Genomic DNA, 26,029 nt, shown 5'->3' with positions numbered 1-26,029 from the left:
ATTTTGTCGCAGCCTATGGTTTTTGATCGTCTGAAAACTCTGCTCGCCACGCTTCTGGCGCTCTCACTCGCCGCGCCGGCCCTGGCCCAGCAGGAGGAGAACCCCTGGGCCAAAGTGCAGCGCCCGTCGTCACAGCAATCTGCCAGTATCGGTACCTACACCAACGGCTGCCTCGCCGGGGCCGCGGAGATGCCGATGCGGGGCGAAGGCTTCCAGCTGGTGCGCACCGGCCGTAACCGCCACTTCGGACACCCGGACACTATCCGTTTCCTGGAGGAGTTCTCCCGCCGGGTGGCCCGCAATGACCTTGGCCGCATCCAGATCGGCGATATGTCCATGCCCCGCGGCGGCCCGTTTAATTCCGGCCACCGCAGCCACCAGATGGGGCTGGATATCGATATCTGGTACAGCCAGGACTGGCGCGCGCAGGAGCGCCCGCTGACAGAGTGGGAGCGGGACAACGTTTCCCCGGTGCCGCTGGCGGACGAGCAGGAGCACCGCATGCTGGAGGAGAACTGGGACCCGCGCGTGCCGAAAATCCTGCGCATCGCCTCTGAGGACGAGCGGGTGGAACGCATCTTCGTACACCCGACCATCAAGCGGAAAATGTGCGAGCTGGCCGGTGACGACAACGAGTGGCTGCGCAAGGTGCGCCCCTGGTGGGGACACAACTACCATTTCCATGTGCGCCTCACCTGTCCCGAGGGTGATCGCACCTGCAAGCCCCAGCGCCCGCCCCGTGGTGATCCCTGCGGCCCGGATCTGGACTGGTGGTTCAGCGATGAGTTCTACGCCATGCTGCGCGGCGAGACGCCGACACCAGAGCGGCCCGAGCCCAAACCGTTGCCGAAACAGTGCCAGCAGGTGCTGATCGCCCCCTGATATTCCGGGAGCGAAAACTCCGACTAAGCTGAACCATGCCGGCCAGACCGCAGTGGGAAGCTGTCGTTTAAGGCCCTGCCTGAAGGCCGAAGAGAGAAGCACGATAAAAGGGAATTCCATGAGCCAGCCATCCCCCAACCCGATCCAGGTCTTGCTGATCTGCGGCGGCGGCAGCAGTGAACACGAGGTGTCCCTGCGCACGGCGGACTTCATCGAGAAGCAGTTGCAGGGCATCGGTGACATCACCCTCACACGGGTGGAAATGGACGGCAACGGCCGCCTGACAGACCGCGATGGCGGCGTGCACTACCTGAGTCAGCAGCGCCAGCTGGTAGGTGAGGATGGCAGCGGGTGGGATGTGCACTATGTCATTCCCTCCATCCACGGCTATCCCGGCGAAACCGGTGACCTGCAGAGCCAGCTGGAACTGTTTGGCATCCCCTATTTCGGCTGCGGCCCCGAGGCCAGCAAAGTCTGTTTCAACAAGATCACCACCAAGCTGTGGCTGTCCGCCCTAGGGATCGACAACACCCCCTATCAGTTCCTGTGCAGCAACGACGGCGAGGAGACCGCCAAGGCCACCATGGCCCTGCAGGAGTGGGGCGCAGTATTCGTCAAGGCTTCGAGTCAGGGCTCCTCGGTGGGCTGCTTCAAGGTGACCGAAGAAGAGCAGATGGCGGAGGCACTGGAGCAGGCCTTTGCCCTGTCACCCTATGTGCTGGTGGAAAAGTGCCTGAAGGTGCGCGAGCTGGAGGTAGCCGCCTACACCTACGAGGGCGAGCTGGTCATTACCCCGCCCGGAGAAGTCTGTGCGCCGGAAGATACTTTCTACAGTTACGAGGAAAAATATGCCGAGGGCAGTCGCGCCAGAACCTTTGTGGAGGCAGAAGGCCTGAGTGAGGCGCAACTGGGCTGGATACACGAAGCCTCCAAGCGCGCCTTTACCGGCCTGCAACTGGAGGATCTGTCGCGGATCGACTTCTTCCTGACCGCCAATGGCGATATCTATCTCAACGAAGTGAACACCTTTCCCGGCATGACGCCAATCTCCATGTTCCCGAAGATGCTCGCCAACGCCGGGCACGATTTCAGCCACTACCTTTCCAGCCTCATCCGCGAGGCCGTCAACGGCTGAGGTATCCATCCCACGTAATGCGATTCTCTCACCTCCAGGACTGGACCCCGGCCTTCGCCGGGGTGACGACACAAGGAATGCCCCCAACTCTCGTCATACCGGCACAGGCCGAATCCAGAGAGAAGTAGCCAACGCTCAGTCTAGGGTCAAAACACTCGAGCATATGGACCCCGGCCTGCGCCGGGGTGACGGGGGAGTGACAGAGAGAGTGACCGCCCACCCATGTCGTCATACCGGCGAAGGCCGGTATCCAGAGGGAGCGGTGAAGTGGCACAGACTTAATTCAGGGTCGAAACACACGAGCACATGGCTCCCGCCTGCGCCGGAGTGACGGGGGAGTGACGGAGAGAGTGGCCGCCCACCCCCTGTCGTCATACCGGCGCAGGCCGAATCCAGAGAGAAATAGCCAACGCTCAGTGCAGGGTCAAAACACTCGAGAATATGGACCCCGGCCTTCGCCGGGGTGACGGAGAGAGTGACCGCACCCCATGTCGTCATACCGGCGCAGGCCGGTATCCAGAGGAGGTAGCGAAGTGGCACAGACTCGATACAGAGTCGCAACACACGAGCACATGGCCCCGGCCTGCGCCGGGGTGACGAGGCAACTGGGCTCTTGGCCGGTCTTCAGACCAGCCAGCCCTCCTGGCGCATATTCGAAAATTGCCCGCGCAGGAATTCCATCTGGTCCCCGCGGATCCGGTCACTGTTGATCAGCGCCAGGTACTCCGCGGGGTTGGGACAGAACGGCAGGGCCAGCAGCTCCATATCGATATCCTGCAGCAACCGGTTGCCCTTGTGCTGGTTGCAGCGGCGACAGGCGGTGACCACGTTTTCCCAGACATCCTTGCCGCCCCGAGACACCGGCTGTACATGGTCGCGGGTGAGCTCTGAAAGCGTGAAATCCTTGCCACAATAGAGGCAGGTCTGGGCATCGCGGAAAAACAGGGCGCGGTTGGTGAGCGGTGGGCGGCGCCGTGGACGCGCCATGCGCTCGCCGCCACAGGCGATGATTGCCGCCAGGTCCAGAGTCGAGCGCTCACCCATGCGGTTGATACCGCCGTGCACCGTCTGCACTACCCCACCCAGTGACCAGGTCACCAGTTCGCGCACGTAGAGGCAGGCCGCCTCCTGCCAGTTGAGCCACTCCAGTGGCTGCCCCGCCAGGTTCAGGCGCAAGATTCTCGCTTCTCTCGCTTGCATAGGCGCTACTCCCCGGTTTCCCTGCTCAACAATGACTGTTTGCCGGACCGGCACGAACGGCCCGGTCGCGGGCGCACGGCAATGGCTGCGCCCGGAAAGCAACAGGGCCCCGTCGGTCTGCCGGCGGGGCCCTGGAAGGAATTCGGGGTAGAAAAGTCTGCCACTCGCGTAAGCGCTATGCGCGAGAAGAGCAGGAAATGTGTCAGCACTGAGTCACTGAACGCTTCACCCTCCGCCGGCCGCGGGGAAATTACTGGCCGGCTCCGTTTGATTAAAGCGGATAATTATTTCAGTTTCCAGACAGCAGACGGGATGATGGCGCCCAACACGGCGTCAAATTCATGTTGAGCCACTGGAAGACCGATTCTGCCCCCCCCCTGAACGTAAAACACCGCCCAGGCAATCCGGCCCGGGCGGTGCGTCTCACAGGATGGTGCCCATTTCCCTTGGGCGTGTGGTTCACTCCGTTGAACCGTGGGCTCGATTCCCTTGAGCCCTCTGCCCGCTTCCCTCGAGCGTTGCGGCACAGTCCTTTTTTCCTTCGCCGCCTTGCTGTCGTCCCTCTAAAAATCCTTTTTGTAGTCCCTTTTTCTTCCTTGTGCTTCCGTGCTTTTCCGCGTCCCTGCAGCCTGGCATCCTTGCCTTTCTGCGTCCCTGCTTTCAGGCTTCCATGCCCTTCTGCGTCCTTGCAATACCATTATCGTCCGCCGGCCAGAAGCTGCCAGAGGGAAAAAGCTGAATTTATTGTGCGATATGTCACACAGCCTGAAGACATCGGCCCGGGTATCGAAGCGCGCAGGGGGAGTAGAGGAGAGAATCCGAAGGGTAAAATGTAAAACACCGCCCAGGCAATCCGGCCCGGACGGTGCGTCTCACAGGATGGTGCTCAGTTCCCTTGAGCTGCGGCGCAGTCCCTTTATCCCTTGCCGCGGTTTTTGCAGTCCCTTAAGCATCCTTGCACTCTCATTATGGACATTGCGGCAAAAAAAAGTAGGGGAAATCGGCTGAATTTGTTGTGCGATATATCTCACAAGACGGAGACATATCTCACACGGACCGGGCGGGAAGGACGGGGCGACACCCCATGTGGTACAAAAGAATCAAATAGCGAACGGCCTTTACTATAGGCGCAATAATTACCGGATCAACCTTTACCGTGAACAACCTGTTGAAATACGCGCTCATTTTTATCGCACTAGTCATCTTCGGCGCATTCCTCCTTGTGGCGCTCATTCCCGGAGTCAATGTGCCCTGGCAGCAACTCACCGGCACGGCGGATACCGACGAAGAAACCGTGGAGCGTGAACTTGTGGTCGCGGATGGTTTCAGCGTCACACTCTTTGCCGATGATGTCCCCAATGCCCGCTGGCTGGCGGTCACCCGTAACGGCGATGTTCTGGTGTCGCAACCCCGGCGTGGTCAGGTAAGCCTGCTGCGCGCGGATGCCAATGAAGATGGGCGCGCCGACGGCCAACGGGTACTGATCGATGGTCTGCGCCGCCCCCATGGCCTGTTCCTGCACGAGGACTGGTTGTATATCGCCGAGAGCGATGCAGTGGGCCGGGTGCCGTTCGACCACTCGGACCGGCGCCTAGCCGGCAGCTACCAGCGCATCGTCAAGGGGCTCGATGACAGCGGCAATCACTGGACCAAGACCATCGATCTGGGGCCGGACGGCTGGGTCTACCTGAGCAGCGGCTCCAGCTGCAACGTATGCGAGGAAGAAAACCCGCGCCGCGCCACCATCATGCGCTTCAAGCCCGAGGGCGGTGAGCCGGAAATCTTCGCTACAGGCCTGCGCAACAGCGTTGGCTTCGACTGGTCGCCGGTGAGCGGTGAGCTCTACGCCACCGACAACGGCCGCGACTGGCTCGGCGACGACTTCCCGCCGGATGAACTGAACCGGGTTAAGAAAGGCGCCTTCTACGGATGGCCCTACGCCAACGGCAACCGGGTACCAGACCCGGATTTTGGCGTCGATGCCAGCGCGGAAATCGAGCAGAAAATCGACAAATCCACTCCGCCGGTGCACGGCTTCCGCGCCCACAACGCCCCGCTTGGCATCCATTTCCTCGAGAGTCCATTGCAGCCCAGAGGTTATTGGGATTCCGCCCTGGTGGCGCTGCACGGCAGCTGGAACCGCAGTGAAAAGGACGGCTACAAGGTGGTGTCACTACACTGGGACGCCAGTGGCAATATCCGCGAGCGCGACTTCCTGCAGGGCTTCCTCTCAGACGACGGCGAGACGGTTTTCGGTCGGCCGGTGGCTTTTGCCGAGGACGCCAATGGCAACATCTATATCTCCGATGATTATGCCGGTGCGGTTTACCGCGTCAGGGCGGGCAAGAATCCCAGGGGCGGCACCATTCCTGGCAACCGGCCGCCCATCCAGGCGCCGCCAAAGCCACAACCCATTGACAGTGGTGCGGCCCAGCGGGGTGAGGAGATCTATCAGCGCTTCGACTGTGCGCGTTGCCACGCTGAGCAGATGCCTCTGCGCAACCTGGCGAGGAAATATTCCCTGCAGCAACTGGCGGACTACTTTGACACCCCCACCCCACCGATGCCGAAGTATGATTTCAGTGCAACCCAGAAGCGGGCCCTGGCCCATTACCTGATGTCGCTGGAGCACAGAATCGAAAGCACAGCGCCTCTCAATTGACCACCTGTGCGCCAGCCGCTAAGGTTGCGCGCACGACGAGACCCGGGCCCACGAGTACCCTCAACAGCCCGATGCCAGAGCAGAGACAGGCAGGAACGGAATGGCGGCGAAGAAGCAAGCAGCAACCTTTGAGCAGGCCCTTGAGGAACTGGAGCAGCTGGTGGAGCGGCTCGAGGCGGGCGACCTGCCCCTGGAGGAGGCCCTGGCAGACTTCGAGCGCGGCGTGAAACTCACTCGCGAGTGCCAGCAGAAGCTGGCCAGCGCCGAACAGAAGGTCAAGGTGCTGATGGAGCAGAATGGCACTGTGCAGGAAGCGCCTTTCGACAGCGGTGACAACAGTGAGACAGGCGAAAACGACAACAACCCCGGGCAGGGTTTCTGACGCGTGCCGGCTTCCAACGCGGTGAGCCTTTCGGCTTTCCTCGAAGCGTCGTCGGAGCGGGTGGAGGCCCGGTTGCAGGCGGCGCTGGCCCCTTCGGTCCCCGCCGCAGACAACCTGTTTGCCGCCATGCACTACAGCGCCCTCGGCCCTGGCAAGCGGCTGCGGCCCGCGCTGGTCTACGCCTGTGCCCGTATCGTACAGGGCGAGCACTTTGACCCCGCCCGCTGCGACGGTGCTGCGGCAGCACTGGAGTGCATCCACGCCTACTCCCTGATTCACGACGACCTGCCGGCCATGGACGATGACGACCTGCGACGGGGGCGCCCCACGTGCCATATCGCCTATGACGAGGCCACTGCGATCCTCGCCGGCGATGCGCTGCAGACCCTGGCCTTCGAACTGGTACTGCACTCCGAAGCCGAGCCCCGCCTGAAGGTGCGCATATTGGAAGAGCTGACCGCGGGCGCCGGCGCCCGCGGTATGGTTTCCGGGCAGGCCATCGACCTGGCTTCGGTCAACCGCACACTGGACCTGGCCCAGCTGGAAGCCATGCACCGCCTGAAGACCGGCGCCCTGATCCGCACCAGCGCCCGCATCGGCGCCCTCCTCGGCGGCGCCGATGAAGTGCAGCTGGCCGCCGTCACCCGCTACGCCGAGGCGATCGGGCTGGCATTCCAGGTGCAGGATGACATCCTCGATGTGACGGCCGACACCGCCACCCTGGGCAAGACCCAGGGCGCCGATGCCGCACGCAACAAGCCCACCTATGTCTCGCTGCTGGGGCTCGAGGGCGCGCGCCAGAAGCTGGAGGGCCTGCACCGGGATGCCCGCGAGGCGCTGGAAACCGTGCGCGGCGACACAGGCCTGCTGGAACAACTCGCGGACTATATCGCCCATCGCAGTCACTGACTGCCGCGATCCGGTGCGCGGAACACCCCGACTACTGTGGCGGAGCGCGCCCCGGGGGCCGTTCAGGATGCAATCTCCCCCCCGCGGGCATACAATCCCTTTTCACACTTTTGTTGCAATTGATACGTTCGATGTTCGACGAAATCCCCCGTACTCGACCGCAGACACCGCTGCTCGATCGCATCGACAGCCCGGCCCAGCTGCGCGCCCTCGACGAGCGCCAGTTGCCCGAGCTGGCCAGCCAGCTGCGCGAGTACCTGCTTTACTGTGTCGGCCAGACCGGCGGCCACTTCGGTGCCGGTCTCGGCGTGGTGGAGCTGACCATTGCCCTGCACTACATCTACAACACCCCGGATGACCGTCTGGTGTGGGATGTGGGCCACCAGACCTACCCGCACAAGATCCTGACCGGACGTCGTGAGGAGATGCTGACGATCCGCCAGCAGGGCGGTCTGTCCGGTTTCCCTAAGCGCAGCGAAAGCCCCTACGATACGTTTGGCGTCGGGCATTCCAGTACCTCTATCAGTGCCGCCCTGGGGATGGCCCTTGGCTCGCCAGACGAGCGCAAGGTGGTGGCGGTGATCGGCGATGGCGCCATGACCGCGGGCATGGCCTTCGAGGCGCTGAACCACGCCGCCCATACCGGCAGGGACATGCTGGTGGTGCTGAATGACAACCGCATGTCGATCTCCAAGAATGTGGGCGGCCTCGCCACCTACTTTGCCAAGATCCTCGCCAGCAAGACCTACCTGTCCATGCGCGAGGGCAGCCGCCGCATCCTGTCCAAGATCCCCAAGGCGTGGCAGCTGGCGCGCCGCACCGAGGAACACGTGAAGGGGATGATCACCCCCGGGACCCTGTTCGAGGAACTGGGCTTCAACTACGTGGGCCCGGTGGACGGTCACAACCTCCACGACATGGTGCACACCCTGCGTAACCTGCGCGGCCAGCGCGGCCCGCAACTGCTGCATATCGTCACCACCAAGGGCAAGGGCTTCGGCCCCGCCGAGGAAGATCCGGTGGGCTACCACGCACTGAACAAGCTGGAGCCGGAGCCCAAGGTGCAGGTGGCCGTCTCCAGCAGCAAGCGCAAGCTGCCCAAGTACCAGGACATCTTCGGCCAGTGGCTGTGCGATACCGCCGAGCAGGATGAGCGCCTGATCGGCATCACCCCCGCCATGTGCGAGGGTTCGGGCATGGTGGACTTTGCCGAGCGCTTCCCGGAGCGCTTCCACGACGTGGCCATCGCCGAACAGCACGCCGTGACCCTGGCGGCGGGCCTGGCCTGCGAGGGCCAGAAACCGGTCGTGGCCATTTACTCCACCTTCCTGCAGCGCGGCTATGACCAGATGGTGCACGATGTGGCCATCCAGGACCTGGATGTTACCTTCGCCATCGACCGCGCGGGCCTGGTGGGCGAAGACGGCCCCACCCATGCAGGAAGTTTCGACCTCACTTTCATGCGCTGTCTGCCCAACCTGGTGATCGCTGCGCCCAGCGACGAGAACGAATGCCGGCAGCTGCTCTTCACGGCCTACCAGCATGAAGGGCCCGCCGCGGTACGCTACCCTCGCGGCACCGGTCCGGGCGTGGAGATCCAGCGCGAAATGACGGCGCTGCCCATCGGCAAGGCGCGCATGATGCGGGAAGGCAACCAGGTGGCGATCCTCAACTTCGGCACCCTGCTGGAGCCCGCCATGGCAGCGGCGGAGAAACTCGGTGCCACCGTGGTGGATATGCGCTGGGTGAAGCCACTGGACGAAGTGCTGATCGACCAGCTGGCCGCCAGTCACCAGCTGCTGGTGACCCTGGAGGAAAACACTATTGCCGGCGGCGCCGGCAGCGCGGTGATGGAATACCTCAACAGCACCGGTACGCTGATTCCGCTGCTGCAGCTGGGCCTGCCGGACAGGATCATCGAGCATGGCAAACACCCCGACCTTCTGGCCGGGATCGGACTCGATGCGACCGGTATCGAGCACAGCATCCACCGGCGCCTGCAACAACTTGACGACAAGCACTTTCGCGGCCAGGCCGCGGCCCTCTAGGGCCTGCGGCACCGCACATCAATAAAGAACCGCTTTCGCGCAAGCTGGCTACGACCAGAGCGCGCCTGACCAGATTTAAGGGGGGACTATGTCCTTGATGCGTAAAACCGCACTGGCCGCGGCGGCACTGTTTGCCGCCGCCGGCGCTTCCGCCATGGAGCAGGAAGCCTTCGACAAGGCCTTTGACGCCATGCCCAAGAAAGGGGCCGAGGCGAAACTCGAGGCCCTGCAGGACCTCCGCTACCAGTGGCTAATGGAAAGCTTCCCGAGCTGGGCCACCTACCAGGGCTACCCCGGGGTCAACGACCGCTGGACGGACGAATCCCTGGAGGGCATCAAGCGCCGCCGCGAGCAGACCCGCCGCATGCTGGCCGCCAGCCGCCATATCGATGCGGCCAAACTGCCGGATGAGCGCCAGCTGGACCAGCAGCTGCTGTACCAGGACCTGCTTAGCGAGGTGAAAGGCTTCCAGTTCCCGCAGCACCTGCTGCCAGTGACCCATATGAGCGGCATCCAGCGCAACGTGCCGGGTGTGCTGGCGGCCATGCCCAAGCGCAACGCGGCCGACTACGACGACATCATCATCCGCCTCGATAGCCTGCCCCTGCTGATCCAGCAGACCCGCGCGCTGATGGTGGAGGGACTGGAAAAGCAGATCACCCCGCCGCAGATCACCCTGCGCGACCTGCCGGCGCAGATCCGCGCCCTGATCCCGGAAGACCCGAGTGAGAGCCCGCTGATGAAGGCGTTCGCGGAAATGCCGGACAGTATTCCCGCCGCCCAGCAGAAGCGCCTGCGCAATCGCGCCCTTGCGCTCTACCACCGGGAGCTGGTGCCGGCCTGGCGCGACCTGGCGGAATTCGTCGAGCGCGAATACATCCCCGGTGCGCGGGTGGATACTGCCTTTACCAGCCTGCCGGACGGCGCCCGCTGGTATGCCCACAAGGTCCGCGACAACACCACCACCGCGCTGAGCCCGGAAGAGATCCATCGCATCGGCCTGGAAGAAGTGAAGCGTATCCGTGGGGAGATGGAGAAGGTCATCGCCAAAACCGGTTTTGACGGCGACTTCGCCGCCTTCACCGACTTTCTGCGCAACGACCCGCAGTTCTACCACACCAGCCGCGAAGACCTGATGCGCGATTACCGCGACATCGCCAAGCGCATCGATGGTGAGCTGCCGAAGCTGTTCCGTACCCTGCCGCGCCTCCCCTATGGTGTGAAACGCATCCCCAGCTACTCGGAGAAGTCGCAGACCACCGCCTATTACCAGCCAGGCTCCATGGAAGCCGGCCGCGCGGGAGTGTTCTTCGCCAACACTTACAACCTGGACAGCCGACCCAAGTGGGAGATGGAAGCGCTGACCGTGCATGAGGCCATGCCGGGCCACCACCTGCAGATCGCCCTGGCACAGGAAATCGAGGGTGTACACCCGCTGCGTCGCGTGAGTCGCTACACCGCCTTCGTCGAGGGCTGGGGTCTCTACTCCGAGAGCCTCGGCTATGACCTCGGCCTGTACACCGACCCCTACAGCGAGTTCGGCGCCCTCACCTACGATATGTGGCGCGCGGTGCGTCTGGTCGTGGATACCGGCATGCACCAGCTGGGCTGGAGCCGCGAGCAGGCCATCGAGTACTTCATGAATAACAGCGCCAAGCCGCGCCACGACATCACCGTGGAGATCGACCGCTACCTGGTGTGGCCGGGCCAGGCCCTGGCCTACAAGCTGGGCCAGCTGAAGATCAAGGACCTGCGCGCCAATGCCGAGCAGCAGCTGGGTAATAATTTCGATATCCGCAGCTTCCACGACGAGCTGCTGGGTGCCGGTGCCCTGCCGCTGAATGTGCTGGAAAGCCGCATGAACGACTGGATCGTGGCCCAGGGCGGCCAGGCCGCTGCCGCGCCCGGTGAGCCGACCCAGGCGGGCGAAGTGACCCCGAGCAGCTGACCCTCTCCCGTCTTTTCTACGTAAGGGCGAACCTCGTGTTCGCCCTTTTTCGTTGGCGAGCCCTCGCGCGGGCGTGGTGATGCGAAGACGCTGGTGTCGATCGCTAGCAGTGCCTTATTAAATAGCCGCATGCCCCGGAGCCAGAGTAGAAAAGGCGAACACAGGGTTCGCCCCTACATCGCCAGCAACTGCCCCACCATCGCGCCCAGCTGCATGTCGCTGAGGACGCCGAAATGGCTGAGGCTGATATTGCCGGCGCGATCCACCAGCACCGTGGAAGGTGTGCCCTGCAGGCCCAGTTTGGCCATGGTCACCGGCACCGGGCCGTTCTCTGCAGGCTGGTCGATGGCAATGGGAAACGGCACGCGGAATTCGGCGACGTAGACGCGCAGGGCATCGACGTCCATCACCCGGTGATGCTCAAACACCGTGTGCAGGCCGATCAACTGGAAGTCGTCCGCTGCAAAGCACTCAGCAACGGCCGACGCCTGGGGCGTGGCGCGGGTGACACAGGCCGGGCACAGCATCTGGAAGGCATGGAGCATGACGACCTTACCGCGCAGAACCTCGAGCCTGAGTGGCTCTTCCGTATTGAGCCAGCTGCTGGCCGTGATCTCCGGCGCGGGGGGGGAATGTCTGCGGCAAGACGGCCTCCTGGGCGAACGGGCGCAAGCGATGGTGACACCCGCTCAGTGTAGGCGGCCGCTACAGCCCCCGTCTTACTCACCCCCTAGGCTTACTCGTCACCGCGCTGTTTGCGCGTGCGGGCATGGCCCTGCACCTCGCGGTAAAACTGCCCCAAAGCCCGGTCCTCGGCCCTCTGCTCCGCCAGGGTGCGCTGGTTGCGGCTGATTTCCCGTACCAGCTTGCGCCAGTTACGCAGCCGCCGTTCATCCAAAGTCCCCAGCTCCAGCGCCGCCTGCACCGCACAACCGGGCTCCGCTTCGTGGACACAGTCCTTGAAACGGCATTGCCGGGCCAGGGCATCGATATCGTCAAATGCTGCGGTGATGCCCTCCTCGCCACCGGCCAGGCCCAGTTCGCGCATGCCGGGACTGTCCAGCAGCAGGCAGCCATCCGGCAGTGGGTAGAGCGCGCGGTGGCGCGTGGTATGCCTGCCCTTGCTGTCGTCCTCACGGATTCCGGCAGTCGCCGCCAGCTGCATGCCGGACAGGGTATTCAGTAGTGAGGACTTACCCACACCGGAGGAGCCCAGCATCGCGATGGTTTCTCCCGGACCAAACCAGGCACGCAGGGCCGCGACACTATCGGGTTCCAGGGCATTGACCGCCAGCACCGGCAGGTCCCGCAGCCCCTTCACGGCCTCCAGGTAGTCGCCGGTTTCGGCGCAGAGGTCGGCTTTGGTCAGCACCAGGTAGGCGCGGCTGCCCGCGGCCCGGGTCAGGGCCAGATAGCGCTCTATTCGCGAGAGATTAAAGTCCTGATTGCAGGAGGCCACGATCAACACGCTGTCCACATTGGCAGCGATCAGCTGCACCCGCTCCGCGCCCGGCGCCATACGCCGGAACAGGCTGCTGCGCTCCAGCAGGCGCCGGTAGCCACCGGTGCCGCGCTCCAGCAACAGCCAGTCCCCCACGGTGGGACGCTGCTCCACGGCAGCCGGCAGGTGAACTCCACCGAGGGAAAAGGAATGTTCACCGGTTTCGCCGGCCACTTCCAGACGGTTGCGGTGCACCGCCATCACCCGCAGCGGCTCGCACAGCTCATACTCTTCGAGGCTCAACTGTTGCTGGAAGAAAGGTTTCCAGCCCAGTTTTTCCAGCGGGGACTGCACCCGCTCCGGGGATAGGCGGCCGGGGCCGCTATTGCCGCGTCCGAAGGGGGGGCGGCGGGAAATCAACGATCGACTCACGGTACAAGACCTCATTGCGCACGTGGCGCACTACTGCCGCGGTGTTGTTCGCCACGGCATCGGACAAAGAGGATGGAAGGCTTCCGGAGAGGGAAACCCGACGTCAGGAAAAACCGTCAAGCCGGGCTCAGACGCGATTCAGCGGGGAACCCGGCGAAGGGAACACACAATCACTGGTCGTCCTCCGCTGGTAATGAATTCGGGGGGAGAATGTAGCACCACCCTCGGCGCCGGACAATTCCCCAGAAAAGCGAAAAGCCGGCAATTGCCGGCTTTCGTACCAAATTCTCGCAGGTGCATCACCTTTCTCGACCCACGAAAATCTGATGGTTTTGAGTGTAGACGCTGGGAGAAGTTCCGCACGCGTTTTACTCGAGAGTGAGGATCACTCAGGCAGATTGCTGTGCCGTGACGTTTTTATAAAAAATTTGTGACACTTCTCAAACCTTTCTCTAGACCCCAGTCAACTTACCATCTCCCTCCCCCCGGGGTGGGAGGCCCCGTCTTGCCCCCCGGGTTTCAATGAACTGATGGGGAGAAGTCTGTGGTACCCCCAATACCCGAACCGAAGATAACAAGAACCCCGGAACCATTATGCGACTGATGAAGAACACACCAGCAGGTGGCCGCCTTCCCTTTGCACTGGGCGCGCTGATCCTCGCTTTCCAGCAAAACGGCCATACCGCCGACACCCCCGACCCGACCTCGGTGAATATTCCCGGCACCATCCAGATTCAGATCGGCTGCCCCGGTGACTGGCAGCCGGAATGCGCCGCCAGCATGCTCAGCTACGACAGCTACGACGACAAGTGGCAGGGGAGCTTTTTCATCCCCGCCGGCTACTGGGAGTACAAGGCCGCTTTGAATGGCAGCTGGCACGAGAACTACGGCCAGGGCGCCAACCGCAACGGCGCGAACATCTCGCTAAACCTGGATGCAGGCGGCGAGGTGAAATTCATCTACGACCACGAAACCCACTGGATCACCGATAACGTCAACAGCACCATCGCCACAGTGGCGGGCAATTTCCAGTACCAACTGGGCTGTCCCGGCGACTGGCAGCCGGACTGCCTGCAGAGCTGGATGCAGGATGCCGACGGCGACGGCATCTACACCTTCATCACCAATGGATTAAAAGCCGGCAACTACGAGTTCAAGGTGGCGCTGAACGAAAACTGGGGTGAAAGCTACGGCAACAATGGCGGCAACGTGCCGTTCACCGTGGCCAATGACAACGATGAAATCTATTTCGCCTTCGACAGCGCCAGCAAACAGGTCACGGTCAGTACTGACGGCGTCCCCCGCGGCGACCTCAGCCTCGACAAGGCACACTGGGTCGATGGCGATACCTTTGCCTGGAACATCAGCCTGCAGGAGGGCGACACCGTCAAACTGCATTACAGTGCCGATGCCGAGCTACAGCTGACTGCCGACGGCGTCGCCGGTGATGGTGCCGTGGTCCTGCATTATCGTGCAGACAGTCTGCAGGGCGAAGCCGCCGAGAAATTCCCGCACCTGTCGGGCTTCAACCGCTTTAGCTTGCCCACAGGCGCCCCGTCAGCAGAAGACCTGGCGACACAGCAGCTGGCGCTCGCGGTCTACTCCGCCGACGGCGAACTGCGCGATGCGACAGGTGTGCAGATGGCCGGCGCACTGGACGACCGCTTCGCCTATGACGGTGAACTGGGGGCGATCGTCGGTGAAACGGATGTCGCCTTCAAGCTCTGGGCGCCCACCGCCCGCTCGGTAAAGCTGTATCTGTTCAGTGACGCCGGTCAGGAAAGTGCCGATACCGTCGTGCCGATGACCCGCAACGAAAACAGCGGCACCTGGTCTGCCAGCGTCGACAAGGGCTGGGACCGCAAGTTTTACCTGTACGAGGTGGAGGTTTACTCCTACTTCAGCCGCCAGGTGGAAACCAACCTGGTCACGGACCCCTACTCTCTCAGTCTGTCCATGAACAGCGGTAAGAGCCAGGTGGTGAACCTGGACGACGCCGACCTGAAACCGGCCGGCTGGGAGCAGGTGAAAAAACCCGCGCTCCACAATGCCGAAGACATCAGCGTTTACGAATTGCACGCGCGTGATTTCAGTATCGAGGATAACTCGGTTTCCGAAAAAGCCCGCGGCACCTTCGCAGCCTTCGCCGAGCGTGAAAGCCGCGGCATGGAGCACCTTGGCAGCCTGGCCCGTGCCGGCCTTACCCACGTGCACCTGCTGCCGGCATTCGACTTCGCTACCGTGAACGAGAACCGCGCTCAACAGGCGGAAGCCCCTGACCTCACCGCGTTCGCTTCAGACAGCACCGAACAACAGGCGGCGGTCACCGCCATCCGCGATGCGGACGGTTTCAACTGGGGCTACGATCCGCTGCACTTTACTGTGCCGGAGGGCAGCTACAGCACCGATCCCGACGGTGTAGCGCGCATCCGAGAGTTCCGCGAGATGGTGCAGTCCCTGAGCCGTTCCGGCCTGCGCGTAGTCATGGACGTGGTTTACAACCACACCAGCTCCTTCGGCCAGTACGACAATTCCGTCCTCGACAAGATCGTGCCCGGCTACTATCACCGCCGTAATCTGGAAGGCGGCGTGGAGATGAGCAGCTGCTGCGCCAATACCGCCAGTGAGCACACCATGATGGAAAAACTCATGGTCGATTCCATGCTGACCTGGGCCCGGGCCTACAAAGTGGATGGTTTCCGTTTCGACCTGATGGGCCACCACAGCCGCGATAACATCCTCAATACCCTGACCGCACTGCAGTCACTGACGCTGGAAAAGGACGGTGTGGACGGCAACAGCCTGTATTTGTACGGCGAGGGCTGGAATTTTGGCGAGGTCGCCAACGATGCCCGCTTTGTGCAGGCCCGCCAGTCCAATATGGCCGGCACCGGCGTGGGCACCTTCAATGATCGCCTCCGTGACAGTGTGCGCGGTGGCAACCCCTTCGGCGGCTTTGAGGAGCAGGGCTTCGGCACTGGTCTGTACACCGACTCCAATGGCAAGTTTGGAGGTTGGAATGAACGTGCAACGCTGCTCACCCTGGCGGACAAGGTCCGAGTCTCGCTGGCCGGTAACCTGCGCGACTATCCACTGCTGGATTCCTCGGGCAATGTGATCACCGGTGAGCAGCTGGTCTATAACGGCCAGCCTACCGGCTACGTCGATGATCCGCAGGAATCCATCAACTACATCGCCGCCCACGACAACGAGACCCTGTTCGACGGCGTGCAGCTGAAAGCCAACCGCACGGCCTCGCTGGAAGAGCGGGTGCGCATGCAGGTATTCAGCAACTCGCTGGTGCTGTTTGCCCAGGGCATTCCGTTCATCCACGCCGGGCAGGAATTCCTGCGCTCCAAATCCATGGACCGCGACAGCTACAATTCCGGCGACTGGTTCAATGCGCTGGACTGGAGTTTCGAAACCGGCAACTGGGGCGCGGGCCTGCCGATCGCGGACAAGAATGAGGACAAGTGGCCGTTGATGGCGCCGCTGCTGGCGAACCCGGATATCGCGCCGCAGAAATCCCACCGCCTGTGGACCAGCGCGATGTTCCGCGAGCAGCTGGCGATCCGCAACAGCTCACCGCTGTTCCGCCTGCCGACAGGGATGGCTGTGATCGACCACGTCAGTTTCCTGAATACCGGCCCGGCGCAGGTTCCGGGACTGATCGCCATGCAGCTGGACGATGCGCAAGCCGAATACGATGAAAAGAATCGTCGTATCCTGGTGCTGTTCAACGGTGACAACGATACGGTGCAGTTCCACCACGAAGACGTGGCCGGCCTGCCCTACCGCCTGCATCCCCTGCAGCAGGACAGCGCCGACCCGCGCCTGGCCGATGTGGCCTTCGACCGTGACAGCGGCACTTTCACCCTGCCGGGCCGCACAACGGCGGTATTCGTGCTGGGACGCAACGAGCGGACGGAGAAAATGCTGGCGAAGTAACATTTCCCGGTAACGGGAAAAGTCCAGGGGCGGCCAATCGGCCGCCCTTTTTGTTAAGGCGACTCCTGCCCCACTAATCGATATGAGGGCGGCAAAGCACCGGGGCGGGCATTTTGAAACGCTGTGAATACATCCCTGTACGCTCCGTCGGCGACGTCCCTGTCGCCGACGGTTCAAAATACCCGCCCCGGCCCTTTGCCTTCAGTTCAGGTTTCCGAGCCAGCTCTGCGCTCTTGATCTTTCAATGTAGTCACCGCAAAACCAAAAAGGACGGCCATTGCCGTCCTTTTGTCTCATCAAGCAAGGCCTGAAGGCCTTACTCTTTCTCGCCGGCCTCGTCCTCATCCTCGAACAGATGCCCCAGCTTGCCCTTCTTGGTGGACAGGTATTTCACATTGTGGGGATTGCGGCCGGTCTGGTGTGGCAGGCGCTCGGTGACTTTGATGCCGAGTTCCTCCAGCGCTTTCACTTTGCGGGGGTTATTGGTCATCAGGCGGATGGATTTCGCCCCCAGGTGCTTGAGCATTTCCTTGAGGATGGAATAGTCCCGCATATCGGCACCAAAGCCCAGCTGCTCATTGGCTTCCACCGTATCGGCTCCGGAGTCCTGCAAATGGTAGGCGCGGATCTTGTTCAGCAGGCCGATGCCCCGGCCTTCCTGGCGCAGGTAAAAGATGGCTCCGCGACCCTCCATGGCAATGCGGTGCATGGCATGCTGCAGTTGCGCACCGCAGTCGCAGCGGAGGGAAAACAGTGCATCCCCGGTGAGGCATTCGGAATGGATACGGGCCAGCAGCGGCTCATCGGTATCCGTATCACCCATGGTGAGGACGACATGCTCCTTGCCCGATTCCGTATCCTCGAAACCGTGCATTTCGAACATGCCCCAGGGAGTGGGCAACTTCGAGGACTCCACGAAACGAATGGTCAAACTCTTACCTCATTAATCCATGACGGCGAACACAGTGCACCGTCAAAAAGTCAGTTGCGTGCACGCAGGATCAGTACACCACGTTGCTGCTGCATATCCACCCGGCTGAGAAAGCTGTTGCCGAGCAGGGTAATTTCCGGGAAGTCACCGCCATGCACTGTGGCATCCACGTTGTGCAACTTGATGCCGCCGATGGTCACACTGTCGAGGGTCAGGCGATAGGCACTGGCGATGCCACTGGCGGTGGATACACGTATCGGCTGGGCCCGCTCCAGGTTCAGCCCCAGGCGCCGTGCGGTCGGATAATTGAAGGCGATACTGGTGGCTCCGGTATCCACCATCATATTGACCCTGCGCCCGTTGACCCAGCCACTGGTGCTGTAGTGCCCGCGGCTGTCCGGCATCAGACGGACCTCGGCACGGGAGGCCTGTTCGTAGCGCGCCGCCACCGGCGCCTCGAGCGTCAGCCGCTGCTGCCGCCCGCCGACGCGGATGAGGGCGTAACCGGCGCTGGCTTCCACCAGCTGCACGCCCTCAGGAGAAGTCTGCCCTGCCCTCAGCACGCGCTGCTTGCCGTCCACTTCCAGCATGGCACTGGTGCCAAACAGCGCCTTCAGCTGCACATCCTGGGCGAGGGCCGCCGGGGCGAGCAAGACAGACAACAAGAGAGAGGCAATTTTCTGCATCGGTCTTTCCTAACCAATGATCAGTGCGGTCAGCTGCAGGACCAGCGCTGCGTAAACGGCCGCCAGTATATCGTCCAGCATGATACCCACACCACCGTGCACCCGCCGGTCCACCCAGCCGATGGGCTGCGGCTTGGCGATATCAAAAATGCGGAACAGCACGAATCCATACAGGGCCCAGCCCCAGCCGGCCGGGGCCATGAACATGGTCAGCCAGTAACCCACCATTTCATCCCAGACGATACCACCGTGATCGTGCACGCCCATCCTGCGCGACGCCGCACCGCACAGGTAACAGCCCAGCAGGCCCGTGGCGACCACCACCCCCAGATACAGCGCTGGTGAAAGATGCTGCAGCGGCCACCAGAGGGGTATGGCGGCCAGGGTGCCGAAGGTACCGGGCGCTTTCGGGGCCAGGCCGGAGCCGAAACCGAAAGCCAGCAGCATGGTGGGGCTGCGCAGCAACTGGGAAAAGGTTGGCTGGTTCATCGAGTCCTGCTGTTCCGTGCCCGGTGTCCGCCGCGCGGTCCCGGTTGATCAAAAGTGCTGGTAGCCCGCATGCTTCGGGGCCCAGCTCTGGCCATGACGGCGCGCCAGCACCCGGGGTTCACCCGCGGCATCCACCAGGGTGCCGATGCGCACGGCACCGGTATCCATCTGCTCCAGTTCGGCCACCCTCGCAGCGGGCACGGTGAAACAGAGCTGGTAATCGTCACCGCCGGTTGCCGCCAGTTCCCGTGCCTGCGTTCCAGCAAGTTCCCGCGCCAGTGGTGCGACGGGCAGCGCCTCGAGTTCCACTTCTGCGGAAACACCGCTGGCCCGGCAGATATGGCCAAGGTCCGCCAGCAGGCCATCGGAGATATCGATGGCGGCACTGGCCAGTGGCGCGATGGATTCCGCCAACGCCAGCTGCGGTTCCGGCCAGTAAAAGGCGGCGTCAGCCGCCTGGGACAATTCGCTGTCCACCTGTTCTTTGCCCAGCACCACCCGCAATGCCGCCGCTGCGGCACCCAGAGGCCCGGAGACGTAAACCGCATCGCCGACAGAGGCGCCGTCACGGCGCAGCGGCTTCTGCGCGCAGCCGGTCACCTGGACGGTGATGGAAAGGGGACCGGCGGTGGTATCACCACCCACCAGGGAAATGCCATATTCCCGCGCAGTTTCCAGCAGGCCCCGGGAGAAGCCCTGCAGCCACTTGCGGCTGGCCGTGGGCAGCGTCAGTGCCAGAGTAAACCACAGCGGCTTGGCGCCCATTGCCGCAAGATCACTGAGATTCACCCGCAGCGCGCGACTGGCGATTTTGGCGGGATCGGCAGCCTCGGGAAAGTGCCGACCGGCCACCAGGGTATCGACACTGGTGGCAAGCACAGATCCCGCCGGCGGTTGCAGCAGGGCACAGTCATCGCCGATACCGAGGATCACGCTGTCACCCGTGGGGGCGCCGGCGAAATAATCGCGAATGATATCGAACTCACCGACGCGGGCCATGGGCGCTTACTGCTTGTCCGCTTTCACTTCTGCCGCGCGCAGGTCGGCGGCGGTCTTGTCGAGGATGCCGTTGATGAACTTGAAGGCGTCCGTCGGACCGAACTTCTTCGCCAGCGCCACCGCCTCGTTGATCACCACCTTGTAAGGCACGTCGATACGGTTTTTCAGCTCATAGGTCGACATGCGCAGCAGCGCCCGCGAAACCGGGTCCAGGTCTTCGATCTTGCGGTCCAGATGCGGCGCGAAGGCACCTTCGACTTCATCGAGGTTCTTTGCCACGCCGTAGAACAGGTCGCGGAAGTACTCCACGTCCGTCTTGCTCAGGTCGTTGTCGGCGTGAAACTCGGCCTCGATGGCATTGAGGCTGGCGCCAGCCATCTGCCATTGATAGAGCGCCTGCATGGCGTAGTGGCGCGCCTTGCGGCGCGCAGATGCGGTAACGGTCATTGTCAATTCCGATAATTACCTAGTTCGAGCGGCCATGCCGTTCTCTAAATTGAAAAGTCACGAGAGGGGACTCTGTAAAGCGTAGCGAGCGCGTGCCTGGTGGTGACCGCCGGAGCGGAGGAAGCGGAGTGTACAGCTAGTACATGAGCATTCCGAGCACCGCCGGCCGCCGCCAGGCATACGCGCAGTAGCTTTCAGAGTTCCCTAGATTTTGCCCAGCAGGGACACCATCTCCAGCGCAGTCTCAGCGGCCTCGCAGCCCTTGTTACCTGCCTTGGTGCCGGAGCGCTCGATGGCCTGCTCGATAGAGTCCACGGTCAGCACGCCAAAAGTGACCGGCACACCGGCGTCCAGGGATACCTGGGCCAGGCCCTTGGTGCACTCACCGGCCACGTATTCAAAGTGTGGGGTACCGCCGCGGATCACGGCGCCCAGGGCGATGATGGCATCGAACTTGCCGGTGGCCGCCAGTTTCTTGGCTGCCAGCGGGAACTCGAACGCCCCCGGGGCATAGTAGATGGTGATGTCTTCGTCCTTGATGCCCTTGCGGCGCAGGGTATCCAGGGCACCGTCTTTCAGGCTTTCCACCACAAAGCTGTTCCAGCGGCTCACCAGCAGCGCATACTTGCCGCCGCAGTTCACGAAATCGCCTTCGATGGTTTGAATATTGCTCATGGTCTGCTTTCCATTTCCCGGCGGGCTCACCGGTGGTTACCGATGTCCACCTGCTTCTGGCGCGGAGATCACTCTTCCCCGACGTTGATGATTTCCTCCACTTCCAGGTCGAAACCGGAAATGGCATTGAACTTGAAGGGCGCGCTCATCAGGCGCATCTTGCGCACCTTGAGGTCGCGCAGGATCTGCGAGCCGGTCCCCACCTGCTTGTACACCAGGTCGGAACTGGGGCGCTGCTGCTTGCCGCTGATCAGCCAGTCGATACTCTCTTCGATCTCTTCAGTGGTCTCGTTGTGGCAGATCACTACCACCACGCCCTTGCCCTCTCTGGCGACGCGTTCCATAGCGCGGCGGAAGGTCCAGGGCTCGAATTTTTCATCGCCGCGGCGGATGGTCAGAACGTCGCGCAGGGTGTTGGCCACGTGTACCCGCACCAGGGTCGGCTCCTCCGGCGTCGGCTGGCCGAGGATGAACGCGAAGTGGCGCTCACGGCGGGCCTTGTCGAGGTAGGTGCGCAGCTTGAACTCACCGAACTCGGTGTGTACCTGACGCTCGTTGGTGCACTCGACGGTCTTCTCGTTGAGAGCGCGATAGTTGATCAGGTCGGCGATGGTACCGATCTTCAGATTGTGCTTGTTGGCGAAGGTCTCGAGATCCGGGCGGCGCGCCATGGTGCCGTCCTCGTTCATGATCTCGACGATGACCGCTGAGGCCTCGAAGCCCGCCAGGCGCGCCAGGTCACAGCCCGCCTCGGTGTGGCCGGCGCGGCTCAGCACGCCGCCGGGCTGGGCCATGATCGGGAAGATATGGCCCGGCTGCACGATGTCGCTGGGCTTGGCGTTGCGGGCCACGGCGGCGCGAATGGTACGGGCGCGGTCGGCGGCGGAGATACCGGTAGTCACCCCTTCTGCTGCCTCGATGGACACGGTGAAATTGGTGCTGAACTGGGCGCCGTTATCGCGGGACATGAGCGGCAGGTCCAGCTGCTCGCAGCGCTCGCGGCTCATGGGCATGCAGATCAGGCCGCGGGCGTGGGTGGCCATGAAGTTGATGTCTTCGGCGCGTACCTGCTCCGCCGCCATCACGAGGTCACCCTCGTTCTCACGGTCCTCGTCATCCATCAGGATCACCATCTTGCCCTGGCGGATGTCGTCGATCAGTTCTTCAACCGTATTCAGTTCCATAAAACTCTCTAGTCTGTGACTTTCTGCCTGCAGCACAGGCACTGGCGGCGCTGCTACCGGTGTGTGCTTGCGGGACACGCCGGCATCAGCGCCTTCGCATCACCTGCAAGTATTCGTTCAGGGTTTGTAAAACCCGTGCTGGGCCAGGAATTCCATCGTCAGTCCTTCGCTCTGGGGCTCCGCGGCTTTATCACCCAGCAGCAGTCGCTCCAGGTAACGGGCAATCAGGTCCACCTCCAGGTTTACCCGGGTGCCGGCCTGGTAGCCGCCCATGATGGTCTCCTGCAGCGTGTGGGGCACGATGGTCAGTTCGAACTCGGCACCCTCCACCGCATTCACCGTCAGGCTGGTGCCATCGACGGTAATGGAGCCCTTGTGGGCAATGTATTTTGCCAGCCCCTGCGGTGCCCGCAGGCGGAATCGCTCCGCGCGGGCCTCGCGTTTGCGCCACGCCACCTCGCCGATGCCATCCACGTGGCCGCTGACGATGTGGCCGCCGAGACGGGTCTGCGGGGTCAGCGCCTTCTCCAGGTTGACCCGGTCGCCGCGCTGCCAGTCGCCCACCGTGGTCACCGCCAGCGTCTCGGCGGAGACATCCGCCCAGTAACCGTCGCCGGGCAGGTCGACCACCGTCAGGCACACACCGTTGGTGGCAATACTGTCACCGAGCTGCACATCGGAAAGGTCCAGCTTGCCGCTCTCCACCCGCACGCGCAGGTCACCCCCCTGGGGCTTGAGCTCGGTAATTCGGCCGACGGCCTCGATTATGCCGGTAAACATCGCGGGCACCTTCAGGGTTGTTCGGTTTGCGGCGCTAGCGCTCGATATCGGTGGTGGCAATGATGCGCCAGTCGTGCCCGACGGCACGCATCTCTGTAATGGTAATCGGCAACACCGATCCCATCCGGTCAATGGCCAGCTCAAACAGGGGCCGCCCGGTGCTGCCGAGCAGCTTGGGGGCCATATAGACGATCAGCTCATCCACATGGCCGCGGTACAGGAACTCGCCGGACAGGGTCGCGCCACTCTCCACCAGTACCTCGTTGCACTGGCGCCGGGCCAGTTCCTGCAACAGCGCCAGCAGATCCACACGACCGTTGCTGTCTGCGGGCAGCTCGATGACTTCGGCGCCGGCCTTTTCCAGGCGCTGACGCCGCTCGGCATCGGCACCTGGCGTCGTGACCACCAATGTGGGGGCATCACCCTGCAATATAAAGGCCCGCGACGGGGTGCGCAGGCGGCTGTCGACGATCACCCGCAGTGGCTGCACCTCGGCGGCGGATTCGGCCGCGAGCAATTCGAGCGCCATCTCGTCGGCGCGCACATTCAGGTTCGGGTTGTCGAAACGGACAGTCTCGACGCCGGTGATGATGGCACAGCTGCGGGCGCGCAGGCGCTGCACATCGGCCCGTGCCGCCGGTCCCGTGACCCACTTGGACTCGCCACTGGCCATGGCCGTGCGTCCATCCAGGCTCATGGCGGACTTGCTCCGCACCAGGGGCAGGCCCAGGGTCATACGCTTGATAAAGCCCGGGTTCAGGGCCCGGCACTGCTCCTCGAGCAGCGGCCCCTCCACTTCGATGCCGGCGTCTTTCAGTTTCTGCAGGCCGCTGCCGGCCACCGCCGGATTTGGGTCTTCCATGCCGAAGACCACCTTCGCTACGCCGGCCTCGATGAGGGCGTCGGCGCAGGGACCGGTCTTGCCGGTATGGCTGCAGGGTTCCAGCGTGACGTAAACGATCGCGCCGCGGGCCCGCTCGCCGGCATCCTTCAGCGCCTCGATCTCGGCATGGGGCAGCCCGGCGCGGCGGTGCCAGCCTTCGCCGAGAATATTGCCGGCGGCATCGGCGATGACACTGCCGACCCGCGGATTGGGCATGGTGGTGTAGAGGCCGTATTCAGCCAGCTGTATGGCCCGCGCCATCAGCTCCCTGGGAGTAAAACTCATGGACTCTCCGCACGCTTCTTGGTGGTCAGGCGGTCGATCTCCTCGGCAAACTCACTCACGTCCTCAAAGCGGCGGTATACCGAGGCGAAGCGGACATAGGCCACCTGGTCCAGTTCCCGCAGCTGCTCCATCACCAGCTCGCCGATGGTGCGGGCCGGCAGTTCGCGCTCGCCAGTGGCCTGCAGGGCATGCTTGATCTGCGCCACGGCGGACTCCACCCGTTCGGTGCTGACCGGGCGCTTTTCCACCGCCCGCTGGATACCGGCGCGGAGCTTCTCCTCGTTGAAGGGCTCGCGCTGGCCGTTTTCCTTTACCACGCGGGGCAGAAGCAGTTCGGCGGTCTCGAAGGTGGTAAAGCGCTCGTGGCACTCGAGGCACTCGCGCCGCCGGCGAACCTGGTCGCCCTCAGCCACGAGCCGGGAATCCACTACCTTGGTTTCTTCTGCGCTGCAGAAAGGACAGTGCATGGGAGTTTGGCCCTATCGGAAAATGGGCCGCAGTTTACCATAGCCGGCGCCCGACAGGGCGCCAGTCAGCGCGGGACCGCCGCAGGGCTAGAGGGTTTCGCGTTCGATGATGCGCTGCCAGAGGCGCTGGCGCAGGGCGAGGATATCCCCGTCGGTGGGAGGGGCCAGCCAGGCATTGCCCATATTGTCTGTGTCCGGGTAGACGATCGGATTCGCCAGCAGGGCATCATCCACCAGTTCCCGGGCCTCCAGGTTGGCATTGGCATACTGCAGCTCGTTGCTGATCTCGGCAATCACCTGGGGCCGCAGCAGGTAGTTCATGAACGCATACGCCTCGTCGACATTGGGCGCCGCTGCCGTCAGGGCCACCACATCGATCCACAGCGGGAAGCCCTCCCGCGGCGTGATATAGCGGATCTCGAAGTCATTGCCCTGCTCGCGGGCGTCGGCCTGTGCCTGCAGGATATCGCCACTCCATCCGTGTACCAGGCAGTGCTTGCCACTGGACAGGTTCTCCACATAGTTGCCGGAGTCGAAGTCGGTCACATGAAGGCGCACCTTCGCCAGCAGGTTGGCCACCATCAGCTGGTGCGCCGTGCTCATGCTGCTGGGATCCTTGCCAATGTACTTGAGGCCCACATCGAAGATTTCCTCCGGCGAGCGCAGCAGGGTCACACCGCAGTGATCGAGTTTGGCCAGCCGCTCCGGGTCAAACAGCAGGTCCCAGCTGTCCTCGGGCAACCGCCCTCCAAAGGCTTCACGCACGGCGGCCACGTTGTAGCCGATACCGACCGTACCCCAGAGAAACGGGAAGGCGTATCGGTTCTGGGGATCATAAACCTGAAGGCGCTCCAGGAAGCGGGGGTCATTGGCAGACCAGCGCGGCAGGCGACTGCGATCCAGCGGAGCAAGAAGACCGGCCTTGATGTAACTGGAGAGGCTTTCAGAACCGGGAATAATGATGTCGAACTGGCGCCCCCGGCTGATCCAGGTCTGTTCGAGCTCTTCGATATCGTCGAACTCGTAATAGTGCACCTTGATACCGGTCTCGGCCTCGAACCGGGCCAGGGTATTTTCGCCGATGTAGTCGGACCAGTTGGCGACGTGCAGCTCCCGGGCCTCCGCCAGCGGGACCAGCAGTAGCGAAAATGCGCACAACAGCAGATTCCTTGCTCTCACATTGACCTCCAGTTGGCATGCCGCCCCCGCGGACAGC

The 26,029-nt window shown here is 62.9% G+C and carries 22 protein-coding genes; 8 read left to right on the top strand and 14 right to left on the bottom strand.

From position 1 onward, the window contains the following. Positions 1 to 15 precede the first annotated feature (15 nt). Positions 16 to 882: a penicillin-insensitive murein endopeptidase gene (mepA, locus tag LVD12_RS07425; RefSeq protein WP_237067034.1), complete on the top strand. Its 867-nt coding sequence runs from the start codon at positions 16 to 18 to the stop codon at positions 880 to 882. A gap of 118 nt (positions 883 to 1,000) precedes the next feature. After that, a complete protein-coding gene (locus LVD12_RS07420) occupies positions 1,001 to 2,017 on the top strand; it encodes a D-alanine--D-alanine ligase (protein WP_237067032.1) in 1,017 nt (338 codons plus the stop codon). A gap of 624 nt (positions 2,018 to 2,641) precedes the next feature. Here LVD12_RS07420 and LVD12_RS07415 read toward each other — a convergent pair. Beyond that, positions 2,642 to 3,217, bottom strand: a complete 576-nt coding sequence (locus LVD12_RS07415; RefSeq protein WP_237067030.1) for an HNH endonuclease — start codon at positions 3,215 to 3,217, stop codon at positions 2,642 to 2,644. Positions 3,218 to 4,373: 1,156 nt separating this feature from the next. On the opposite strand from LVD12_RS07415, the gene LVD12_RS07410 reads away from it, so the two are divergent. The 5 genes from LVD12_RS07410 (at position 4,374) to LVD12_RS07390 (ending at position 11,166) form a co-directional block, all read left to right on the top strand. Next, entirely contained in the window at positions 4,374 to 5,879 is a 1,506-nt protein-coding gene (locus LVD12_RS07410; protein ID WP_237067029.1) for a PQQ-dependent sugar dehydrogenase, read from the top strand. Positions 5,880 to 5,979: 100 nt separating this feature from the next. Continuing rightward, positions 5,980 to 6,261, top strand: a complete 282-nt coding sequence (xseB, locus tag LVD12_RS07405) for an exodeoxyribonuclease VII small subunit (RefSeq protein WP_237067027.1) — start codon at positions 5,980 to 5,982, stop codon at positions 6,259 to 6,261. 3 nt (positions 6,262 to 6,264) lie between these two features. Continuing rightward, the gene (locus LVD12_RS07400; protein ID WP_237067025.1) at positions 6,265 to 7,170 is read left to right on the top strand and encodes a polyprenyl synthetase family protein; all 906 of its coding nucleotides are present in this window, start codon (positions 6,265 to 6,267) and stop codon (positions 7,168 to 7,170) included. Between the two features lie 131 nt (positions 7,171 to 7,301). Beyond that, a complete protein-coding gene (gene dxs / locus LVD12_RS07395; protein WP_237067023.1) occupies positions 7,302 to 9,218 on the top strand; it encodes a 1-deoxy-D-xylulose-5-phosphate synthase in 1,917 nt (638 codons plus the stop codon). Positions 9,219 to 9,306: 88 nt separating this feature from the next. Next, complete coding sequence (locus LVD12_RS07390) at positions 9,307 to 11,166, top strand: DUF885 domain-containing protein (protein WP_237067021.1); 1,860 nt, start codon at positions 9,307 to 9,309, stop codon at positions 11,164 to 11,166. A gap of 173 nt (positions 11,167 to 11,339) precedes the next feature. Here LVD12_RS07390 and LVD12_RS07385 read toward each other — a convergent pair whose 3' ends face one another. Together LVD12_RS07385 and rsgA are read right to left on the bottom strand one after the other, a co-directional pair. After that, a complete protein-coding gene (locus LVD12_RS07385) occupies positions 11,340 to 11,780 on the bottom strand; it encodes a redoxin family protein (protein ID WP_237067478.1) in 441 nt (146 codons plus the stop codon). Positions 11,781 to 11,902: 122 nt separating this feature from the next. After that, complete coding sequence (rsgA, locus tag LVD12_RS07380) at positions 11,903 to 13,039, bottom strand: ribosome small subunit-dependent GTPase A (protein ID WP_237067019.1); 1,137 nt, start codon at positions 13,037 to 13,039, stop codon at positions 11,903 to 11,905. A gap of 594 nt (positions 13,040 to 13,633) precedes the next feature. On the opposite strand from rsgA, the gene pulA reads away from it, so the two are divergent. Then, positions 13,634 to 16,987, top strand: a complete 3,354-nt coding sequence (gene pulA / locus LVD12_RS07375; RefSeq protein ID WP_237067018.1) for a pullulanase-type alpha-1,6-glucosidase — start codon at positions 13,634 to 13,636, stop codon at positions 16,985 to 16,987. Positions 16,988 to 17,303: 316 nt separating this feature from the next. On the opposite strand, the gene ribA is transcribed toward pulA, so the two are convergent. The 11 genes from ribA to LVD12_RS07320 all read right to left on the bottom strand — a co-directional run bounded on the left by ribA (position 17,304) and on the right by LVD12_RS07320 (position 25,992). Continuing rightward, positions 17,304 to 17,918 (bottom strand): GTP cyclohydrolase II, encoded by a 615-nt coding sequence (gene ribA / locus LVD12_RS07370; RefSeq protein ID WP_237067016.1) that lies wholly within the window; start codon positions 17,916 to 17,918, stop codon positions 17,304 to 17,306. A 50-nt stretch (positions 17,919 to 17,968) separates the two neighbouring features. Beyond that, complete coding sequence (locus LVD12_RS07365; RefSeq protein WP_237067014.1) at positions 17,969 to 18,604, bottom strand: retropepsin-like aspartic protease family protein; 636 nt, start codon at positions 18,602 to 18,604, stop codon at positions 17,969 to 17,971. 9 nt (positions 18,605 to 18,613) lie between these two features. After that, on the bottom strand, positions 18,614 to 19,093 hold the full coding sequence (locus LVD12_RS07360; protein WP_237067012.1) for a phosphatidylglycerophosphatase A family protein: 480 nt from the start codon (positions 19,091 to 19,093) through the stop codon (positions 18,614 to 18,616). A gap of 48 nt (positions 19,094 to 19,141) precedes the next feature. Continuing rightward, positions 19,142 to 20,092: a thiamine-phosphate kinase gene (gene thiL / locus LVD12_RS07355; protein ID WP_237067010.1), complete on the bottom strand. Its 951-nt coding sequence runs from the start codon at positions 20,090 to 20,092 to the stop codon at positions 19,142 to 19,144. A gap of 6 nt (positions 20,093 to 20,098) precedes the next feature. Beyond that, a complete protein-coding gene (nusB, locus tag LVD12_RS07350) occupies positions 20,099 to 20,539 on the bottom strand; it encodes a transcription antitermination factor NusB (RefSeq protein WP_237067008.1) in 441 nt (146 codons plus the stop codon). A 204-nt stretch (positions 20,540 to 20,743) separates the two neighbouring features. Next, positions 20,744 to 21,214 (bottom strand): 6,7-dimethyl-8-ribityllumazine synthase, encoded by a 471-nt coding sequence (gene ribH / locus LVD12_RS07345; protein WP_069946009.1) that lies wholly within the window; start codon positions 21,212 to 21,214, stop codon positions 20,744 to 20,746. A gap of 68 nt (positions 21,215 to 21,282) precedes the next feature. Then, positions 21,283 to 22,398: a bifunctional 3,4-dihydroxy-2-butanone-4-phosphate synthase/GTP cyclohydrolase II gene (ribBA, locus tag LVD12_RS07340; protein ID WP_237067006.1), complete on the bottom strand. Its 1,116-nt coding sequence runs from the start codon at positions 22,396 to 22,398 to the stop codon at positions 21,283 to 21,285. A gap of 117 nt (positions 22,399 to 22,515) precedes the next feature. After that, complete coding sequence (locus LVD12_RS07335; protein ID WP_237067004.1) at positions 22,516 to 23,178, bottom strand: riboflavin synthase; 663 nt, start codon at positions 23,176 to 23,178, stop codon at positions 22,516 to 22,518. 34 nt (positions 23,179 to 23,212) lie between these two features. Then, positions 23,213 to 24,346: a bifunctional diaminohydroxyphosphoribosylaminopyrimidine deaminase/5-amino-6-(5-phosphoribosylamino)uracil reductase RibD gene (gene ribD / locus LVD12_RS07330; RefSeq protein WP_237067002.1), complete on the bottom strand. Its 1,134-nt coding sequence runs from the start codon at positions 24,344 to 24,346 to the stop codon at positions 23,213 to 23,215. Next, entirely contained in the window at positions 24,343 to 24,813 is a 471-nt protein-coding gene (gene nrdR / locus LVD12_RS07325) for a transcriptional regulator NrdR (RefSeq protein ID WP_237067000.1), read from the bottom strand. The genes ribD and nrdR overlap by 4 nt, the downstream gene beginning before the upstream one ends. Before the next feature lie 87 nt (positions 24,814 to 24,900). Then, positions 24,901 to 25,992, bottom strand: coding sequence for an extracellular solute-binding protein (locus LVD12_RS07320; RefSeq protein WP_237066998.1), 1,092 nt, complete (start codon positions 25,990 to 25,992; stop codon positions 24,901 to 24,903). Positions 25,993 to 26,029: the final 37 nt, after the last annotated feature.

It is taken from the genome of Microbulbifer guangxiensis (genome assembly GCF_021729075.1).
Classification (GTDB): domain Bacteria; phylum Pseudomonadota; class Gammaproteobacteria; order Pseudomonadales; family Cellvibrionaceae; genus Microbulbifer; species Microbulbifer guangxiensis.
Note: the sequence above shows the minus strand (reverse complement) of the source record. Positions and strands in the feature narration are given on the sequence as shown.

Coding starts and splice junctions, on each gene's coding strand:
- mepA (WP_237067034.1), top strand. CDS start 16: ATGGTTTTTGATCGTCTGAAAACTCTGCTCGCCACGCTTCTGGCGCTC.
- LVD12_RS07420 (WP_237067032.1), top strand. CDS start 1,001: ATGAGCCAGCCATCCCCCAACCCGATCCAGGTCTTGCTGATCTGCGGC.
- LVD12_RS07415 (WP_237067030.1), bottom strand. CDS start 3,217: ATGCAAGCGAGAGAAGCGAGAATCTTGCGCCTGAACCTGGCGGGGCAG.
- xseB (WP_237067027.1), top strand. CDS start 5,980: ATGGCGGCGAAGAAGCAAGCAGCAACCTTTGAGCAGGCCCTTGAGGAA.
- dxs (WP_237067023.1), top strand. CDS start 7,302: ATGTTCGACGAAATCCCCCGTACTCGACCGCAGACACCGCTGCTCGAT.
- LVD12_RS07390 (WP_237067021.1), top strand. CDS start 9,307: ATGTCCTTGATGCGTAAAACCGCACTGGCCGCGGCGGCACTGTTTGCC.
- pulA (WP_237067018.1), top strand. CDS start 13,634: ATGCGACTGATGAAGAACACACCAGCAGGTGGCCGCCTTCCCTTTGCA.
- LVD12_RS07365 (WP_237067014.1), bottom strand. CDS start 18,604: ATGCAGAAAATTGCCTCTCTCTTGTTGTCTGTCTTGCTCGCCCCGGCG.
- LVD12_RS07360 (WP_237067012.1), bottom strand. CDS start 19,093: ATGAACCAGCCAACCTTTTCCCAGTTGCTGCGCAGCCCCACCATGCTG.
- thiL (WP_237067010.1), bottom strand. CDS start 20,092: ATGGCCCGCGTCGGTGAGTTCGATATCATTCGCGATTATTTCGCCGGC.
- nusB (WP_237067008.1), bottom strand. CDS start 20,539: ATGACCGTTACCGCATCTGCGCGCCGCAAGGCGCGCCACTACGCCATG.
- ribH (WP_069946009.1), bottom strand. CDS start 21,214: ATGAGCAATATTCAAACCATCGAAGGCGATTTCGTGAACTGCGGCGGC.
- ribBA (WP_237067006.1), bottom strand. CDS start 22,398: ATGGAACTGAATACGGTTGAAGAACTGATCGACGACATCCGCCAGGGC.
- LVD12_RS07335 (WP_237067004.1), bottom strand. CDS start 23,178: ATGTTTACCGGCATAATCGAGGCCGTCGGCCGAATTACCGAGCTCAAG.
- ribD (WP_237067002.1), bottom strand. CDS start 24,346: ATGAGTTTTACTCCCAGGGAGCTGATGGCGCGGGCCATACAGCTGGCT.
- nrdR (WP_237067000.1), bottom strand. CDS start 24,813: ATGCACTGTCCTTTCTGCAGCGCAGAAGAAACCAAGGTAGTGGATTCC.